Annotated in this window: 13 protein-coding genes and 1 riboswitch; of the genes, 4 read left to right on the forward strand and 9 right to left on the reverse strand. The window is 43.5% G+C overall.

Annotation, left to right across the window (positions count from 1 at the left end; translation table 11 throughout):
* Window positions 1-53: 53 nt before the first annotated feature.
* Complete coding sequence (gene acsA / locus QNH43_RS20170) at window positions 54-1,772, reverse strand: acetate--CoA ligase (protein ID WP_283915396.1); 1,719 nt, start codon at window positions 1,770-1,772, stop codon at window positions 54-56.
* A 344-nt stretch (window positions 1,773-2,116) separates the two neighbouring features.
* Between acsA and QNH43_RS20175 the strand changes: the two genes are divergently transcribed.
* From QNH43_RS20175 to QNH43_RS20185, 3 genes are read left to right on the forward strand one after another with little or no spacing between them, the layout of a single operon-like run.
* Complete coding sequence (locus QNH43_RS20175) at window positions 2,117-2,749, forward strand: GNAT family N-acetyltransferase (RefSeq protein ID WP_283915397.1); 633 nt, start codon at window positions 2,117-2,119, stop codon at window positions 2,747-2,749.
* Between the two features lie 26 nt (window positions 2,750-2,775).
* Window positions 2,776-3,426, forward strand: a complete 651-nt coding sequence (locus QNH43_RS20180) for an acetoin utilization AcuB family protein (protein ID WP_076364661.1) — start codon at window positions 2,776-2,778, stop codon at window positions 3,424-3,426.
* Entirely contained in the window at window positions 3,419-4,600 is a 1,182-nt protein-coding gene (locus QNH43_RS20185) for an acetoin utilization protein AcuC (RefSeq protein WP_283915398.1), read from the forward strand. The genes QNH43_RS20180 and QNH43_RS20185 overlap by 8 nt, the downstream gene beginning before the upstream one ends.
* A 39-nt stretch (window positions 4,601-4,639) precedes the next feature.
* Here the strand turns inward: QNH43_RS20185 and ccpA are convergent, their stop codons facing one another.
* From ccpA to QNH43_RS20210, 5 genes are all read right to left on the reverse strand, one after another.
* Window positions 4,640-5,644 (reverse strand): catabolite control protein A, encoded by a 1,005-nt coding sequence (gene ccpA / locus QNH43_RS20190; protein WP_283915399.1) that lies wholly within the window; start codon window positions 5,642-5,644, stop codon window positions 4,640-4,642.
* 380 nt (window positions 5,645-6,024) lie between these two features.
* Window positions 6,025-7,101, reverse strand: a complete 1,077-nt coding sequence (locus QNH43_RS20195) for a bifunctional 3-deoxy-7-phosphoheptulonate synthase/chorismate mutase (protein WP_076364654.1) — start codon at window positions 7,099-7,101, stop codon at window positions 6,025-6,027.
* Between the two features lie 508 nt (window positions 7,102-7,609).
* The gene (gene ytxJ, locus QNH43_RS20200) at window positions 7,610-7,936 is read right to left on the reverse strand and encodes a bacillithiol system redox-active protein YtxJ (RefSeq protein WP_283915400.1); all 327 of its coding nucleotides are present in this window, start codon (window positions 7,934-7,936) and stop codon (window positions 7,610-7,612) included.
* 129 nt (window positions 7,937-8,065) lie between these two features.
* Window positions 8,066-8,638 carry a YtxH domain-containing protein gene (locus QNH43_RS20205; protein WP_283915401.1) on the reverse strand — a complete coding sequence of 191 codons (573 nt, stop codon included), beginning with the start codon at window positions 8,636-8,638 and terminating at the stop codon, window positions 8,066-8,068.
* A gap of 48 nt (window positions 8,639-8,686) precedes the next feature.
* Window positions 8,687-9,196, reverse strand: coding sequence for a DUF948 domain-containing protein (locus QNH43_RS20210; RefSeq protein WP_076364648.1), 510 nt, complete (start codon window positions 9,194-9,196; stop codon window positions 8,687-8,689).
* A 229-nt stretch (window positions 9,197-9,425) separates the two neighbouring features.
* Between QNH43_RS20210 and QNH43_RS20215 the strand changes: the two genes are divergently transcribed.
* Complete coding sequence (locus QNH43_RS20215) at window positions 9,426-10,538, forward strand: aminopeptidase (RefSeq protein WP_283915402.1); 1,113 nt, start codon at window positions 9,426-9,428, stop codon at window positions 10,536-10,538.
* A gap of 54 nt (window positions 10,539-10,592) precedes the next feature.
* On the opposite strand, the gene murC is transcribed toward QNH43_RS20215, so the two are convergent.
* From murC to QNH43_RS20230, 3 genes are all read right to left on the reverse strand, one after another.
* Entirely contained in the window at window positions 10,593-11,897 is a 1,305-nt protein-coding gene (murC, locus tag QNH43_RS20220; RefSeq protein ID WP_076364644.1) for a UDP-N-acetylmuramate--L-alanine ligase, read from the reverse strand.
* A gap of 286 nt (window positions 11,898-12,183) precedes the next feature.
* On the reverse strand, window positions 12,184-15,135 hold the full coding sequence (locus QNH43_RS20225; RefSeq protein ID WP_283915403.1) for a DNA translocase FtsK: 2,952 nt from the start codon (window positions 15,133-15,135) through the stop codon (window positions 12,184-12,186).
* A gap of 428 nt (window positions 15,136-15,563) precedes the next feature.
* Window positions 15,564-16,751 (reverse strand): amidohydrolase, encoded by a 1,188-nt coding sequence (locus QNH43_RS20230; RefSeq protein WP_283918406.1) that lies wholly within the window; start codon window positions 16,749-16,751, stop codon window positions 15,564-15,566.
* Between the two features lie 225 nt (window positions 16,752-16,976).
* Window positions 16,977-17,080, reverse strand: a riboswitch (glycine riboswitch).
* Between the last annotated feature and the right edge of the window lie 149 nt (window positions 17,081-17,229).

Consider the following 17,229-nt stretch of genomic DNA (forward strand, 5'->3'; position numbering starts at 1 on the left):
AAAGTGACCATGGATGCCTTTTTCCTTCTCAATAATCAGCATGAACCAGTTTCTCAATCCTCCATCGATGATAAATCACCAGTTGGCAAATCAAGTTCCCAAGCCTTCAGGACACGGCGCATGATTTTACCGCTTCTTGTTTTAGGAAGTTTATCCCTGAATTCAATTTCACGAGGTGCCGCATGTGCTGCTAGACCATGCTTTACAAATGTACGAATTTCCTCAATCAACTCATCGTTTGCATCGTATCCGTCACGAAGGGCGATAAACGCTTTGATAATTTCCCCCCGAACCGGATCCGGCTTACCGATGACCCCCGCTTCAGCTACGGCTGGATGCTCGACCAACTTGCTTTCCACTTCGAAAGGACCGACTCTCTCCCCTGCCGTCATGATGACATCATCCACACGGCCTTGGAACCAGAAATAACCATCTTCATCCATATATGCGGAATCTCCGGAAACATACCAATCACCTGGCATAAAGTAGGATTCATATTTCGCTTCATTCTTCCAGACGGTCTTCATCATCGAAGGCCAGCCTTTCTTGATGGCAAGGTTCCCCATTCTATGCGGGGGAAGCTCATTGCCTTGATCATCCACTATTGCCGCCTTCACCCCAGGAATCGGTTTGCCCATCGAACCCGGTTTGATTTCCAGGCAAGGATAATTGCAGATGACCTGAGCCCCGGTCTCCGTCATCCACCATGTATCATGGATACGGTGATTGAACACCTTCATTCCCCAGCGAACCACTTCCGGGTTCAACGGTTCACCGACACTTAAAATATGGCGGAGAGTGCTTAAATCGAACCGCTTAACGATTTCGTCACCTGCGCCCATCAGCATCCTGAAGGCCGTCGGGGCACTATACCATACCGTGACACCAAAGTCTTCCAAGGTCTTGTACCAGGATTCAGGCTTGAACCGCCCTCCTACAATGACATTCGAGGTCCCTGTCAGCCAAGGGCCAAAAATCCCGTAAGACGTCCCTGTCACCCATCCAGGGTCCGCTGTGCACCAATACACGTCCTCATCCTGCAAATCAAGGACCCATCTTGCCGTTTGATAATGCTGGATCATCGCATTATGAACGTGAAGCACTCCTTTTGGTTTTCCTGTGGAACCGGAGGTATAGTGAAGAATCAGGCCGTCATTCCGATCCACCCATTCAATTTCGAATCTTTTGTCGGCTTCTTTTAATTTTTTATTGAAGTGATGGTACTTCCCTTCTTCTTTTATATTTTCCCCCACCAAGAAAATATGCTTTAAATGAGGTAGCTCATCCACTGGGACGCGCGGCAAAAGTTCAGGTGTCGTCACAATCACACTTGCCTCACTATCTTCAAGACGATCCCTTATTGCGCCTTCCATGAAGGCTTCGAACAACGGCCCTACGACCGCTCCCGTTTTAATCGCACCCAACAATGCAAAATAAAGCTCCGGGGAGCGAGGCATGAAGATGAAAACACGATCACCTTTTTCCACATTGGCAATGTTCCTGAACACATTGGCCGCTTGATTCGTATAATCTTTCATTTCTTTGAATGTATACTTTTCATTTCTTGTATCGTCTTTGTAATAAAGGGCCACTTTATTCTTTTTGTATGTTTCGGCATGGCGGTCAATTGCTTCATATGCAAGATTCACTTTACCGGTTTCAGACCAGGAGAATTCCTTTTCCGTCTCAGACCAGTCAAACTTCTTGTATATTTCATCATAATTCTTTAAATTAAAATTACCTTCCACTACTGGTAACGCTTTCACATTCATACGACAAACTCCCCCTTCATTCGGCTCTATATTTTTATTATAGTATAAGAAGACAATTTTCTCAATTTTTAAAATATTGCACACTTCCATATTAGGGAAAATCCAGCTTGCTGAATTTTGAAAATTACAAGTATGCTATAGTTAAGGTGAATTCATGTTGATGGCTGGAAAAGAAGAAGCACTGTAACAAAAGATTCATATATGTGTTGAACTTTCTAAATTATGCCCCTTGTTTTTATGTATAATTTATTTAAGCTTTCCATTCGGTCAGTTTTTAAAGCAACGCTTCTTATACTCCGGAATGCTAGAGTGTGAGATTACTACATAACAAGGGTGGTGAAAGAATGGAATATAATAAGACCTTTTATACTAAGGAGCTGCAGACATTAAGCGGGACGCTCATCATCGAGGGGCCGTTAAGCGGCGAAAAAATGTCCGCTTATGAGTTTCACGAAGACTTGGTCGCCTTTCGCCCGCCTGCTTTGCAGCATAAAGCGTTAATAGAGATTGCAGACTTACCTGAGGGAAGGATCTTCATCGCCCGTGAAAATGAAACGATCGTGGGTTATGTAACATACTTATATCCCGATCCCTTGGAGCGCTGGTCGGAAATTAAGATGGAGGACCTGATTGAGCTTGGTGCAATCGAGGTCATCCCTAAATACCGGGGTGCCTCCGTCGGGAAGAACCTGATCCGCCTTTCCATGGAAGACGATTCGGTTGAAGACTTCATCATCATCACCACTGAATACTATTGGCATTGGGATTTGAAAGGGACAGGTCTGAATATTTGGGACTATCGCAAGGTCATGGAAAAAATGATGAGTGCGGGTGGCTTGGTCTACTTTGCAACAGATGATCCAGAAATCAGTTCCCACCCGGCCAATTGCCTGATGGCCCGCATCGGCAAAAGAGTCCCGCCGGAATCCATCCAGAAGTTCGACCAATTGCGTTTTATGAATCGGTTTATGTATTAAAGAGGCGAGTAAGAGGAGGAAGGAAAATGATTGTAGAAACAATAATGAATGAGGATATTATCACCCTCACTCCAACGGATACAATCCATAGCGCTGTCATGATCATCAAGGAGAAGCGAATTCGCCATATACCCATTGTCGATGACAGCTATCAACTTGTGGGATTAGTCAGCGACCGTGATATTCGGGATGCTGCCCCTTCTATATTCCGTACCGCAGAATACAAAAATGATTTACAAAAACCATTATCAAGCATCATGAAAACGGAAATAATCACGGGGCACCCGCTGGATTTCGTGGAAGAAATCGGGGCTGTATTTTGTGATAACAATATCAGCTGCCTTCCAATCGTAAAGGGAAGGAAGTTAGTGGGCATCATAACCGGTTCCGATTTACTTCATTCATACGTTGAGTTGACCGGAGTCAATCAGCCCGGTTCCCAAATCGAAATCAGAATCCCGGATAAGGCAGGTTCCCTTCATGATATTGCCCATATTTTCAAAAGGCGCAATTCGAATATTCTGAGCACCCTTGTTTATCCTGAAAAAAATGGAACCGATTATAAAATTCTTGTAATTCGTGTACAGACGATGAATCCATTTATGGTGGTGGAGGATTTGAAGAAAGAAGGCTATACCGTTTTATGGCCTAGCCTACCGGGGATTTCACATGAATGATACATCCCTTTTCGTCTATTCGGATGAACTCCTTACCTACAAATTCAACGATGAACATCCATTCAATCAAAAACGGCTTAAACTCACGCTTGATTTATTGAAAAAACACCATGCCATCAATGATGATCAAATTATCAAGCCCAGAATAGCTACCGATGCAGAATTGGAACTGATCCATGATCACCATTATGTAAACGCTGTCAAATTGGCGGGCCAGGGAAAGCTCCCTCCTGAAAAGGCAGTAAATTATGGGCTGGGAACAGAGGATACCCCCATCTTCCCCAATATGCACGAAGCGAGTGCCATGCTTGTGGGCGGTACCTTGACGGCTGTGGATGCCGTCATGACCGGTCAGTCCCTGCACGCACTTAATCTTGGCGGGGGGCTGCATCACGGTTTCCGCGGGAAAGCCTCAGGCTTTTGCATTTATAATGATAGTTCGGTCGCGATCAAATACTTGCAAAAAAAATATGGGGCACGTGTCTTGTATGTCGATACCGATGCACATCATGGTGACGGAGTCCAATGGTCATTTTATGATGATCCCGATGTATGCACCCTATCCATTCATGAAACGGGGCGCTACTTATTTCCCGGCACAGGCAATATTAACGAGCGGGGCCAGGGAAAAGGCTACGGCTATTCATTCAACATCCCGGTCGATGCGTTCACTGAAGATGAATCCTGGCTCGAATGCTATAGGGCTTCCTTTAAGGAGGTCATTGAATTCTTCAAACCGGATGTCATATTAACGCAAAACGGGGCCGATTCCCATTATTACGATCCGCTCACGCATTTATCTGCCACCATGAAGATTTATAGGGAAATACCAAAGTTGGCCCACGAAATGGCCCATAAGTTCTGTGAAGGACGGTGGATTGCAGTAGGCGGCGGCGGATATGATATATGGCGCGTCGTCCCGAGGGCTTGGGCGAGGGTCTGGCTTGAAATGACGAACAATGATATATCGGGTCCCCTATCAAAGGAATGGCTCGATTGCTGGCAGCCTGAATCCCCTGTTACCCTGCCGGATGAATGGGATGACATGGAGGATATATACGAACCCATTCCGAGGAAGCCTGAAATTACCGAGAAGAATGCCCTGACGCTTGAAAAGGTCCTTTATCCCATCAGGTCCTCCAAGCAAACGTCGAAAAGCAATGAACAAAGTTAACAAAAAGAGAGTGCCCTCCGGGACACTCTCCAAACAAGTTTATTTCGTTGATTGACGGTTTTCAATCCGATGCGGCAGGATCACTTTTTCAAGACCTTCCTCCACTTGTTCTTTATTCATCAACTTTGTAAGTAGCCTCATCGCAACCGCACCAATGTCATATAAAGGTTGAACGATCGTCGTGATTTGCGGACGCACCATCAATGTCAATCTCGTGTTATCGAAGCTGATCACCTCAAAGTCTTCCGGTACATTATACCCTTTGTCCTGTGCGGCATGGACAATTCCAAGCGCCATTTCATCAGCACCGGCGATGAATGCCGTCGGCCTGTCTTCAACTTCCAGGTACTTTTCAAAAGATTCAATTCCTGAATCATATGTATAATCACCTTCAACAATATATCTTTCATCAAATGAAAGACCGGTTTCTTTCAATCCTCGTTTATAACCAGTCAATTTCATTTCATTAATCAGCGCGGAAGGATTTCCGCTTACAAAAGCGATATGCTTGTGTCCTTTTTCAGCAAAGAATGTCACTGCGTCGAATGCCGCCGCCTCATAATCAATATTAACCGATGGAACTTGCCCGCTTTCATCCACCGAACCTGCCAGAACGATTGGAACCGGTGAATTCTTAAACTCTTTGACATGCTCATCAGAAATGTTGCCGCCCATGAACACGATACCATCCACTTGTTTTCCAAGCATCGTATTCAGCAAATGGAATTCCTTATCTATATTCTCATCAGAACTGCTTAGAATGATATTATATTTATACATCGTGGCTATATCTTCGATGCCCCGTGCCAATTCGGCAAAAAAGATGCTCGAGATATCCGGGATGATGACCCCGACTGTAGTCGTTTTCTTTGAGGCAAGTCCCCTTGCCACTGCATTGGGACGGTACCCTAACTTCTCAATCACATCGGAAACTTTCTTCCTTGTTGCAGGCTTTACATTTGGATTCCCGTTAACTACGCGGGAAACGGTGGCCATGGAAACATTCGCCTCACGCGCCACATCATAAATGGTTATATTATTCATTCATCCATTCCTCCATTTCTTTCATTTTCCCCATAAAAGCCCGAATTATTTCGGAAAAAAATCTTTTATGCGTTTTTCTCTATAAGGAAGATTATTTTAGGAACGATCTGCCTAACAAAAATGCAGTCCTACTCTCTTCTCAGTCAAATATTCAATACCCTATTCAAGTATAAAATTCACATAGATATCACTTTATGTATGACTCAATCTTCCGAACAGTTCTCATTCTTGTTATTTATCATACGATAGTAGAATCTTTCCTGCAATCCAATAGTGCTTATTTCGAAGGTTTTTCTGCAAAAACTAGTATTTTACCATTAAAAAAAGCCCTTGCCAAGTTGGTAAGGGCCGTAAGTAGATCATTTAAAGACTTTCTTGGCTTATACAGTTACCCAGTTCAAACGTTTAATTTCATCGTAGAATTCATCAAATTGTTTGAAGTCCATTTGCTGTGCAGAATCCGATAAAGCAACGGAAGGATCTGGATGCACTTCAGCCATAACTCCGTCAGCACCGATTGCAAGAGCCGCTTTAGCCGTAGGAAGCAGGAGGTCGCGACGTCCAGTTGAATGCGTTACATCAACCAAGACCGGTAAATGAGTTTCTTGTTTTAAAATCGGTACAGCAGAGATATCAAGCGTATTCCTTGTTGCTTTTTCGTAAGTGCGGATACCGCGTTCACAAAGGATGATGTTGCCATTGCCCTGCGACATGATGTATTCCGCTGCATGAATGAACTCTTCAATCGTTGCCGCCAGTCCACGCTTTAAAAGAACTGGTTTATTTACAGCACCTGCCGCTTTTAGCAAGTCGAAGTTTTGCATGTTGCGCGCCCCGATTTGGATGACATCGATATGATCGATCGCCGCTTCAATATCGTTGGCACTCACGATTTCACTGATGACAGCCAAGCCGTATTCATCAGCAACACGTTTAAGTATTTGTAAACCTTCCAAACCAAGCCCTTGGAAGTCATATGGAGATGTACGTGGCTTAAATGCACCGCCGCGCATCAATTTCAGGCCTTTAGCTTTAATGACTTCCGCCACCGCAGCTGTCTGTTCATAAGATTCAACGGCACATGGTCCGAAAACGAAGCTAGGGATCCCGTTACCTACCAATTCACCCTTAATGTCGATGATCGTGTCTTCAGCCTTTTGTTTTCTTGATACAAGAAGCGTTTTCTTCTGATCATCTTTTTGCAGCTCCAAGCCCAATTTAAAGATTTCTTTGAAAATATGTTTAATCGAACCAAGATCAAGCGGTCCTTGATTATTGGCTTCGATAAGATCCAGCATAGTTCTTTCACGGACCGGATCGTAACGGTTTACACCTTGTTTTTCTTTAACGCGACCAATTTCCTGTACAAGTTCAGCACGTTGATTAATAAGATGTAATAACTGAAGGTTCACATCATCCAGTTGATTACGAAGTCCATCAAGCTCTTTGTTGCTCATTACATATCCATCCCTTCGTTTTTTAAAATAGAAATCGGTTCAGCGGACTTAACCTAAAAAAATCCCATCCGGATCCTCGAACATCCGCCCCGATTGTATTATCAATGAAAAATTTAGAATATTTCATGTATGATTAAATCAATTATAAATGAAGTGCCCATAAATGTCACTATATTTTTCTTTAATAATTAAACGCTTTTAAGCATTAAAGTTATGAATGCATAAAATCAGGTGTCACACATGCAGGAAAAAGGATTTAGACTGAATATTTGAACAATCCGTTGTAGGAATTATATTGGAAATAGAACAAGAAAGCTATAATTTAATTGATATTTATCTCAAAGAGCATTGGATCATGATCAAATCGTCTGCCACTTGCCTGGAGCTACATGAAAAAAAGGACCTTTAAAGAAAAGGTTTCCCCTGGAGACCCTTTAAAATTCCCATGGCCACCAGATGGAATAATAAAAGGCCGGACCCCTTACAAAAGGGATCCGGCCTTCATCATTCATTCAGTAATGGCCTTGCTCAATGAATCATATGTAATCCGCCAATGAGATTCATTCCAGGCAGGTTTCCCACTTTTAAAAAGGATGGCCTGAGGTGATTGATGTTTGACATCAAACGTTTCTGCCACAAAATTAGATAGTGGACGAGCTTCCTGAACGGCTAAATAGGCCGTTTTAAGTTGATCGTTTTCCAAGATGTACCTCTCATATTGTTCAAATGCTTCAGCACTGACCGGGCATGTTACACTATGCTTGAAAAGCAGGAATGTATCCTCTTTTAGAAGCTCATTGAATTGTTCTTCTGTTTCGATTTTGCTCATGACCATAAAACATTCTCCTTTCCTTGTCCATATAAATTTTACCATCAAAAAGGCGATGAAGCCATCGAAGCACTTCACCGCCTTATTCTTCGTCCCTTTATGCCTCTTCATCCCCATTAAAGGAATCCAAGGAGTTTATTTCATTAGTTTATTCTCTGTTTCATCAAATGCCTTTTTCGCTTCATCAAGTTTTAATTTTGCCGCATTCTTGTTTCCGCTTGCAGGATCTGCAGGATTATTTTCCGAGCCATTGCCGTTAGCAAAGTTCGTTTCGACGGATACGATAGGAGAATCGGAAGTTCCGGTTACATCTATATCCTTATTGCTGGAATTCGTCGTATCATCAGCCGCGTCCCCGTTTTCTTTACCCGTTTTTAGGCTTTTCACTTTATTGACGATATTTGAAGATTTATTGGAAACGATTTCCGTGACGGAACTTGTTTTTTCTTTTGCAGTATCAGCAAGGACTGTCCCTTTTTCCATCGCCGTTTGTCTTAATCTTTCTGTTTTCTCTGAAATGTTTCTAGCTTGTTCATTGAAGTCATTCCTTAATTCCTTGCCTGTTTTCGGAGCCATGAACAAAGCTGTTGCCGCTCCGATCATGCCGCCGATCAAGGCGCCAATCATAAAGTCCTTAGAATTGATCGAGTCGCGTTCGTCCTCATAAGATTTCTGATAATCCTTTGCCGCAAATTCTTTTTGAGTCATAATACATTCCCCTTTCAATTTTCAGTTCATTTTTTATTTAACTAGATTTTAAGATCTAGAACGTAAAAACCTTTTTTTAGGCAGGTTATCCGTTTCAAGCGCTTCCCTTTCTAACTCCGCCCTTTCAGTCGGGGTCGGGGCAGCCTGTTTGCTTCTGGCCTTCCACTTGTCCCTGATCTCCATGGCTACATTGCTCCATTGTACAATTTGTGAGATTCGTTCTTGATTATTATCTATCTCAGCCTGCACTTTATGGGAAACCTTTTGGATGGAAGAATTAAAGCTAGAGATGGATGTGCCTACATCCTTCACGGCATCCACCACCGTATTCAGGTTTTCCGACTTTTGCTGCAAATCTTCAGCCAACGTATTCGTTTTATGTAATAACTGAGTAGTTTCGAGCGTTATGCCCTGCATTTGGCTCTCTAGTCCTGTCAGCGTCCGGGCCACACTGTCCAGGGTAGTTTGAAGTGATGTCAGTACTTTTGTTAGAAAAATAACAAGTACCAAAAAAGCTATCGCTGCAACAGCAGCACTTACGTATAAAATAATCTCCATTGGAACACCTCCGAAAAAAATCGACTTATTTAATAGCTGTTAGATATTAATTACCCCTTCCCTATTATTATAAACTTATTTATTTTTTCAATATACCCTATCAAACCCTAATCTGGAAATATTGTTGTCTGCATCCAGTTCCTCCGTGAAATTCATGGGTGACACTTATGGCAGGAAATCGGGTATGATAGAAAAGATAAGTCGAATTTAAACAATGGAGGTATTTTTTATGAAAGATCCCAGAATTGGTACATTGGCCAAAAACTTAATCAATTATTCCGTGAAGCTTCAAAAAGGTGAAAGAATCTTGATCGAAAACTTCGGATTGCAGCGTGAACTTGTTAACGCACTTGTGAATGAAGCCTATGCAGCAGGTGGTTACCCATTCGTCCTTTTAAAGGATCACCAAGTGGATCGTGCCTTGCTGATGGGTGCCAAAGAAGAACAGTACAAGTTGATGGGCGAGTTTGAAGCAAACGTAATGAAACAGATGGATGCTTATATCGGGCTTCGTGCCGGGGATAATATCAATGAACAATCCGATGTCCCTTCAGAGAAGATGGCGATCCATGGACAGACAGTCGGTAAAGTACATAGAAATATCCGCGTGCCAAAAACAAAATGGGTCGTACTTCGCTACCCGACAAATTCAATGGCCCAATTAGCTAAAATGAGCACAGAAGCATTCGAAGACTTTTATTTCGAAGTCTGCAACCTCGACTATGGCAAAATGAGCGCCGCAATGGACAATCTTGTTGAATTGATGGATAAAACGGATAAGGTCCGCTTAACTGGGCCCGGTACGGACCTAACCTTCTCCATCAAAGGCATTAAAGCCATCAAATGTGCGGGTGAGCTGAACATTCCTGACGGTGAAGTATATACGGCTCCGGTTAAAGATTCCATCAATGGAGTGATTTCGTATAATACTCCGTCCCCTTATCAGGGTTTTACTTTTGAAAACGTGAAGTTGACATTCAAGGATGGAAAAATCGTTGAAGCGGTTGCGAATGATACGGAACGCATCAACAAAATTTTTGATACTGATGAAGGCGCACGATATGTCGGTGAATTTGCAATTGGTGTAAATCCTTATATTCTACATCCGATGCAAGATATCCTCTTTGATGAAAAAATTGATGGAAGTTTTCATTTCACTCCCGGACAATGCTATGATGATGCCTTTAACGGAAACCATTCAGACATTCACTGGGACCTGGTCAATATCCAGCGGCCTGAATATGGCGGCGGGGAAATCCATTTTGATGACGTCTTGATACGTAAGGACGGACGCTTCGTGTTACCGGAACTGGAAAATTTAAATCCAGAAAATTTAAAATAACATAAAAACCAATAAAAAAACGACCGACCCGCTACTAACGGATGGTCGTTTTTTTTATTTTACCTGCAGTGAATGCTCATAGGCTGCCTGGAACTTTTGAATGTCCCCTGCACCCATGAATAACACGACACTGTTTTCATGATGTTGCAATTTTGATGTTGTATTCTCCGTAATCAGCTCTGCACCAGGAATCTTATCTTGAAGGTCTTCGATCGATAACTTCCCTTGATGTTCACGGGCAGATCCAAAAATTTCACATAAGTATACTTTGTCGGCCAAATTCAAGCTGTCGGCGAATTCATCCAGGAATGCCTGCGTTCTCGAGAAAGTATGTGGCTGGAATACCGCAACAACTTCACGCTCTGGATATTTCTGACGCGCCGAGTCGACAGTCGCAGAGATCTCGGTCGGATGGTGTGCATAATCATCAATGATGATCTGACTTCCGATTTCCTTTTCGGAGAACCGGCGTTTAACTCCGCCAAAAGTCCGCAATTGGGCTTTCACAGCTTCCGTATCCAAGTTTTCATATTTACAAAGTGCAATGACACCAAGTGCATTCAACACATTATGCTTTCCAAAAGTAGGAATAGTGAATGTATCATAGTAATTGTTCCTTACATGCACATCAAAAGTCGTGCCATCCGGAGTGACGGAAACATTTTTCGCTTGAAAATCATTTCCTTCTGCAAATCCGTAAAAAATAACCGGTACTTTCGCCTGAATATGTGGTAAATGCTCATCATCCCCGCACGCAATGATGCCTTTGTTGACTTGAAGGGCCATCGTTTGGAAAGCCTCGAACACGTCTTCGACATTGGCGTAATAATCAGGATGATCAAAATCGATATTCGTCATGATTGCATAATCCGGATAATAGGAAAGGAAATGACGGCGATATTCACATGCTTCGAATACGAAGTAATCAGAATTCGCGATCCCTTTACCCGTTCCATCCCCAATCAAGAAGGATGTCGGCTTAGCGCCCCCCATTACATGGGCAAGCAAGCCGGTCGTCGATGTTTTACCATGCGCTCCCGTAACGGCCACGCTGATGAAGTTTTTCATGAAATCACCCAGGAAGCGGTGATAACGGATGATCGGCAAATCAAGTTCTTTTGCCTTCACGATTTCCGGATGACTATCCGGAAACGCATTTCCTGCAATGATGGTCATTCCAGGTTGAATATTTTCCTCGTTGAAAGGAAGGATTTTAATCCCGGCTTTTTCTAATGCCAATTGTGTAAAAAATTCTTTTTCGTAATCGGAACCCTGCACTTCAATATTCATATCATGCAGTATTTGTGCAAGAGCACTCATACCCGATCCTTTAATTCCCACAAAATGGTAAGCAGTCATAAAGCGAACCTCCACCAATCGTCTACCTGTATGACAGTATATGACGTCATCTTTTATTTGTTTTTTCCATTACGAGACTTGTTAGTAACGCAATTTCTTAATAGGTTTTTCAAGCTCTTATTTTCAATCATTCATCAACAAAAAACTATTATATCACTTTTTTATTCATTCATCCATGTCAGGCAGATGCCAATTTATCAAATCATTGGTTTTTCCCGCAATTAAGGCGATAAAAAAGGGGTTTCACCCTTTCACATTATATTCAATTCCCTTTTATTAGGTTCTCTTAATTATCATGTAAAAATTCCAGTTCTTCTTCCGTAATCAATACATCCCTTGGCTTTGAGCCCCTGGATTCGGAAACGACTCCCCGTTGCTCCATCATTTCTATTAGACGCGCCGCACGGTTATAACCGACACGGAAACGCCTTTGGACACTCGATGCAGATGCAGCCTTCTGGCTCACGACAAATTCACAGGCCTCGAAAAACAGTTCATCCGCTTCTTCCGTGACCTCGGCCCTGTTCAGCAAGTCTTCCTGTTCAAACAGGTATTTCGGCTGCTGCTCCAGTTTAACATGGTTGACGACTTGATCGATTTCTTCATCACTCACAAAAGTCCCTTGCAGGCGCACCGTTTTCGATGAGCCGTTTTCAGCGAATAACATATCTCCTCTTCCCAGTAACTTTTCTGCACCGCCGCTATCGATGATTGTACGGGAGTCGACTTGTGAAGAAACCGAAAAAGCGATCCTTGTCGGGATATTTGCCTTGATCAATCCCGTTATGACATCGACTGATGGCCTTTGAGTGGCTACAATCAAATGGATGCCGCAGGCACGGGCCTTTTGCGCAATCCGGCAAATCGCTTCCTCTACATCAGCCGGGGACATCATCATCAGATCCGCAAGCTCATCGATGATCACCAGGATATAAGGCAGCTTGCTTGAATATTGACCGGCTTTTTCCGCCTGGTCATTAAAGCGGGTGATATCACGCACACCGGCATGTACAAACAATTCATAACGCCGTTCCATCTCCTCTACAGCCCATTTCAACGCAGCCGTAGCGGCTTTTACATCGGTTATGACCGGACTGACCAAATGCGGGATCCGGTTATATGGGGCGAGCTCGACCATTTTCGGATCGATCAACAGCAATTTCAACTCCTGCGGCGTCGCTTTATACAGCAAGCTGACCAGCATCGTGTTGATGCAGACACTTTTCCCCGATCCCGTTTGCCCGGCTATCAATCCATGCGGCATCTTTCTCAAATCCGTGATGATCGGCTGACCGGATATATCGAGTCCCAAAGCGACAGCAAGCGGTGATTCATGCTCTTGAAACTCAGTGCTTTCCAAAACCTCACGCAAAAATACCGGTTTGCTTTTCCTGTTTGGAATCTCGATGCCAATTGTATGTTTACCCGGAATGGGCGCTTCCATCCGCATATCCTGAGCGGCAAGGCTTAATTTGATGTCATCCATCAGGTTCGTCACTTTATTCACCTTCACTCCGGGCTCCGGATGCACCTCGAAACGAGTTACTGCCGGCCCTTGCGTGACATTGACGACCTTTGCACGGACATTGAAATTTTTCAAAGTCTCATCAAGTAATACAGTCTGTTCCTCGAGCCACTCATCGTCATGCACGGCATAAGTGGGAGGCGTCAGCAATTCGATATTCGGAAACACATAATATGGATTATCCTCCGCTTCGACTGAGCCAAAAACGGCCGGGGTATCGCCCTGGCCACTTTCTGCTGCCGCCTCTGTATAAACAACCGCTTCTTGATACCCATTTCCGGAGATGGGGGATTCCTGTTCCATGAGCGGCTTAATGACCGGGCTGGAACCAATATTGGATTCAACTGTATTTTCAGGCACGGCGGCGGTTTGCGAACCAGCCTTCGTGTCCAAAAAGGTTGATGTAATGACCGGAGTCCCCTCTTTCGGCATAACTCTGCCTTCCTCCTGTTCCCGTTCAGGAATGGCGGATGGTTTCGCTTGTCCTGCCTCCGTTTCAGCAGCAGCATCATTCATTGTTCGCTTATCAGGGGAAACTACTGCCCTTTCCGAATTAAGGGTTTTTTTTTCCGGCATCATTTTATTCATGAATACGTTTTTTTCCCGATCTTGCTTAAGCATCATCACATTGAATGGGATATGTTTTTTCGGACGTTTAGGCTGCACTTCAGGTATTGCCTCAGATGGATCACTTTCAGGCAGTGTCCCTTGACTAACGGATGGTTGATTTGATTGTGCAGGAACCGATATGGCTTCAGGCGGTGTGTCGACCGCCTGTTCCATGATGGATACAGCGACTTCGCGTCCAAAATCGACCTGGTCCTGTTCAATGGCCTCTTTTTCTGCCGCAGGCTCAATGGTGCCAGGCCGGCTTACCGCTTCTTCTGGCAGTGACTCAATGGAATTCCTGCGAAAGAAAGCGGGTATCTCCGAATCTTCCCTTTTTTCTTCCGCTTGTTCCGGTATAAGAACGGATGGTTCTACCGTCATTTCCTCATGTGACACTTCTTTTGAGACTTCAGGGATCGATACCGGAATCTCGATATCGGGTCCTTCTTTTTTAAAGCTGGGCATTTTGCTTTCTAATTCATATTCGACAATTTCTTCAGAAGGGACTATTTTTTTTTCCGGACGACGGAACCCATAAATGGGTGAAGGGGTTTCCGTTGGGCGGAATGGAGTATTTTTACTTTCTAATTCATATTCGACAATTTCTTCAGAAGGGACTATTTTTTTTCCCGGACGACGGAACCCATAAATGGGTGAAGGGATTTCCGTTGGGCGGAATGGAGTATTTGACGGGACTATTTTTGAGGTTTCCTCCCGGTCGAAGTTTCTCCGTTTTGATTCCGTATCCCTTACAGGCCTTCTCGTTGTTTCTTCGGTCACATTCTTCCCCTGTTTGGGTTCGTTGTCTTCCCTGTTTCTTTCCCTAGGCTTTCTTTTATTCTGCTCCCGGTCTGGAATGAGCGGAAACTTGAACTGTCCTTTTGGATATTGAAACAGGATTTTCGTGTCCGGGTCCGGGGTCTGGGACATTTTTTCCACTTTTTGATTGTAAATCTTTATTTCTTCTTCCTTTGACTTCGAAAGCTTCGAAAAATCCATTTTCCTTAATGTCTCTTCATCAAGCGGCTCATCTATAATAATTTCTTCGATTTCAATAATTTCCTCTGCTTGGAACCATTTTTTCATCTTATTTAGCCATTTCAAAACTATCACTCTTTCTACATCTGTAGTTATGTAACTAATTCTACCAGTTATTTTAAAAATATCGAGAAAATTTAAGCTGAATTAGGATTAGTATCTATTTTTTTATCGCTTTCTTACTAACTTAACGTATTTCGCGGAACTCCTACCCTATTAAACCCCTTCTGGAATGAGTCTAAACCTATCCATAACGAAATAACATTAGCCCCTAGTCTACTATTTAAATAAAACACCGCTGTTAAATCGCGTTTACAAAGAGATTAAGTTTTCATGCAGCCTTGGAAGCAGAATGGCCAATTCATTGCAACATCCTTCAGTGAAACCTCCGGCGGCATCCAATCACCTGCCGCAACCCATAAAACACCGTTCGTTAATACCGAACGGTGTTTTGTGGGTTTCTGCGTTTTTTTTGCAAACAAGGACCAAAGGTACTAGTTCCATTCATAAAAACTGCATACGACCTGCGCCACTGATTTGGAAGCGATCAAAAGGGCATCTTCATCAATGTCGAATTTAGGATGGTGATTGAAATATGCCTTCTCCACCCCTTTCGGTTTACAGCCAATGTAAAAGAAGCAGCCAGGAATCTTTTCTGCATAATACGAAAAATCCTCCGAACCAGAGAAAACCGGAAATTCCACGACCTTCTTAATCTCATTGTCATCCATGCTTTCCAGGCTATTTTTCACGAATCCAGTCAGTTCAGGGTCATTATATAACGGAGGATAATCAGGGACATATGTAAGTTCGCACTGAACATCAAATTCCGTTTCTATCCCTTTAACGATCCGGTGGATTTCCTTATCGATCAGCTGTTGGGTCTCTGCCGTCATATAACGGACATCCCCTTCAATTACTATACGGTCTTTAATGACATTAAAGCTCCCTTTTCCATCGAAGGAACCGATTGTGACTACACCCATATCAAAAGGGTTCAAGCGACGGCTGATTACGGTTTGCACGGCTGTCACGAAATGGGCGCCTGACACGATGGTATCATTAGCCATATGCGGGGAGGAACCATGGCCGCCTACACCCTTTATGGCCAATTTGAAATAGGTCCGGCCTGCCATCGAAAAGCCGCCGCGATACCCGACAACCCCTGCTGGATGAGACGGAAATAAATGGATTCCAAAAACAGCATCCAGTTCATCCAAAAACCCTGATTCCATGATGCTTTTGGCTCCACCTGGGGGTGTTTCTTCTGCATGTTGATGAATTATTTTGATCGTACCTGAGAGGGAATCTTTCAGCTCAATGATGCAGTCCGCCAGTACCAATAAATAAGCGGTATGCCCATCGTGTCCGCAGGCATGCATGACACCTTCATTTTTTGAACGGAACGGAACCTCCGCCTCTTCCGTAATCGGCAGTGCATCGAAATCGGCACGGAGACCTATCGTTTTCCCTGGTTTTCCGCCTTCGATCGTCACGATGATCCCCAATCCATTTCCTACATTCGTTTGGATCGATACATCTTTCCCCTTATAAAAATCAATGATATATTTTGCCGTTTTCTCTTCTTTGAAGGATAGCTCCGGATTCTCGTGTAAATGACGGCGGATTTGAACCATTTCCCCTTTACGGGCTTCCAGCATGTTCATTAATTTGCTTTTCACATTCACGATTAATCTCCCCCATTATTTCAAGTTGATTAGCATATTAGTAAGTTCCATGTTCGCTGCAAACCTTCTGTATGCAAAAAGCCGAATAAAAAAGGACAGGGAAGGGTTGCGTAAACTCACCGCCCCCTTCTCTGTCCTTTTACCTGAGAGTTTAACTCCATTTTGGCCATGGAGATTCCCCCCGTTGGCGGCACACTTCCTGCGCGCTCTCCAGAGTTGCGTCCAGCTGCGGTTCCATTTACCTGAGAGATTTGCTCCAAGGGATATTTTTGGAACTTGCTCCTTCGGTGGCTCAATGCTTTGCACTCTCCCACAACGTTCATCCGCTCGTTCTATTGTTTTATTCCATATTTTCAAAATATTACAATTATATTATCGCCGATTAAAAAATAAATATCAACTCCAAGAGTCATGAACTCTATTAAACTTTAAAAGGACCGCTGCCAGATGCTGACACGGTCCTTTTGTGATT

This window comes from Peribacillus simplex (genome assembly GCF_030123325.1).
GTDB classification, from domain to species: Bacteria; Bacillota; Bacilli; order Bacillales; family DSM-1321; genus Peribacillus; species Peribacillus simplex_D.

Excerpts from the sequence above, each read along its gene's own strand:
- QNH43_RS20185 (WP_283915398.1), top strand. The coding sequence starts at position 3,419 with ATGAATGATACATCCCTTTTCGTCTATTCGGATGAACTCCTTACCTAC.
- ytxJ (WP_283915400.1), bottom strand. The coding sequence starts at position 7,936 with ATGGTCATGAGCAAAATCGAAACAGAAGAACAATTCAATGAGCTTCTA.
- QNH43_RS20180 (WP_076364661.1), top strand. The coding sequence starts at position 2,776 with ATGATTGTAGAAACAATAATGAATGAGGATATTATCACCCTCACTCCA.
- QNH43_RS20215 (WP_283915402.1), top strand. The coding sequence starts at position 9,426 with ATGAAAGATCCCAGAATTGGTACATTGGCCAAAAACTTAATCAATTAT.
- QNH43_RS20205 (WP_283915401.1), bottom strand. The coding sequence starts at position 8,638 with ATGACTCAAAAAGAATTTGCGGCAAAGGATTATCAGAAATCTTATGAG.
- QNH43_RS20210 (WP_076364648.1), bottom strand. The coding sequence starts at position 9,196 with ATGGAGATTATTTTATACGTAAGTGCTGCTGTTGCAGCGATAGCTTTT.
- acsA (WP_283915396.1), bottom strand. The coding sequence starts at position 1,772 with ATGAATGTGAAAGCGTTACCAGTAGTGGAAGGTAATTTTAATTTAAAG.
- ccpA (WP_283915399.1), bottom strand. The coding sequence starts at position 5,644 with ATGAATAATATAACCATTTATGATGTGGCGCGTGAGGCGAATGTTTCC.
- murC (WP_076364644.1), bottom strand. The coding sequence starts at position 11,897 with ATGACTGCTTACCATTTTGTGGGAATTAAAGGATCGGGTATGAGTGCT.
- QNH43_RS20195 (WP_076364654.1), bottom strand. The coding sequence starts at position 7,101 with ATGAGCAACAAAGAGCTTGATGGACTTCGTAATCAACTGGATGATGTG.
- QNH43_RS20175 (WP_283915397.1), top strand. The coding sequence starts at position 2,117 with ATGGAATATAATAAGACCTTTTATACTAAGGAGCTGCAGACATTAAGC.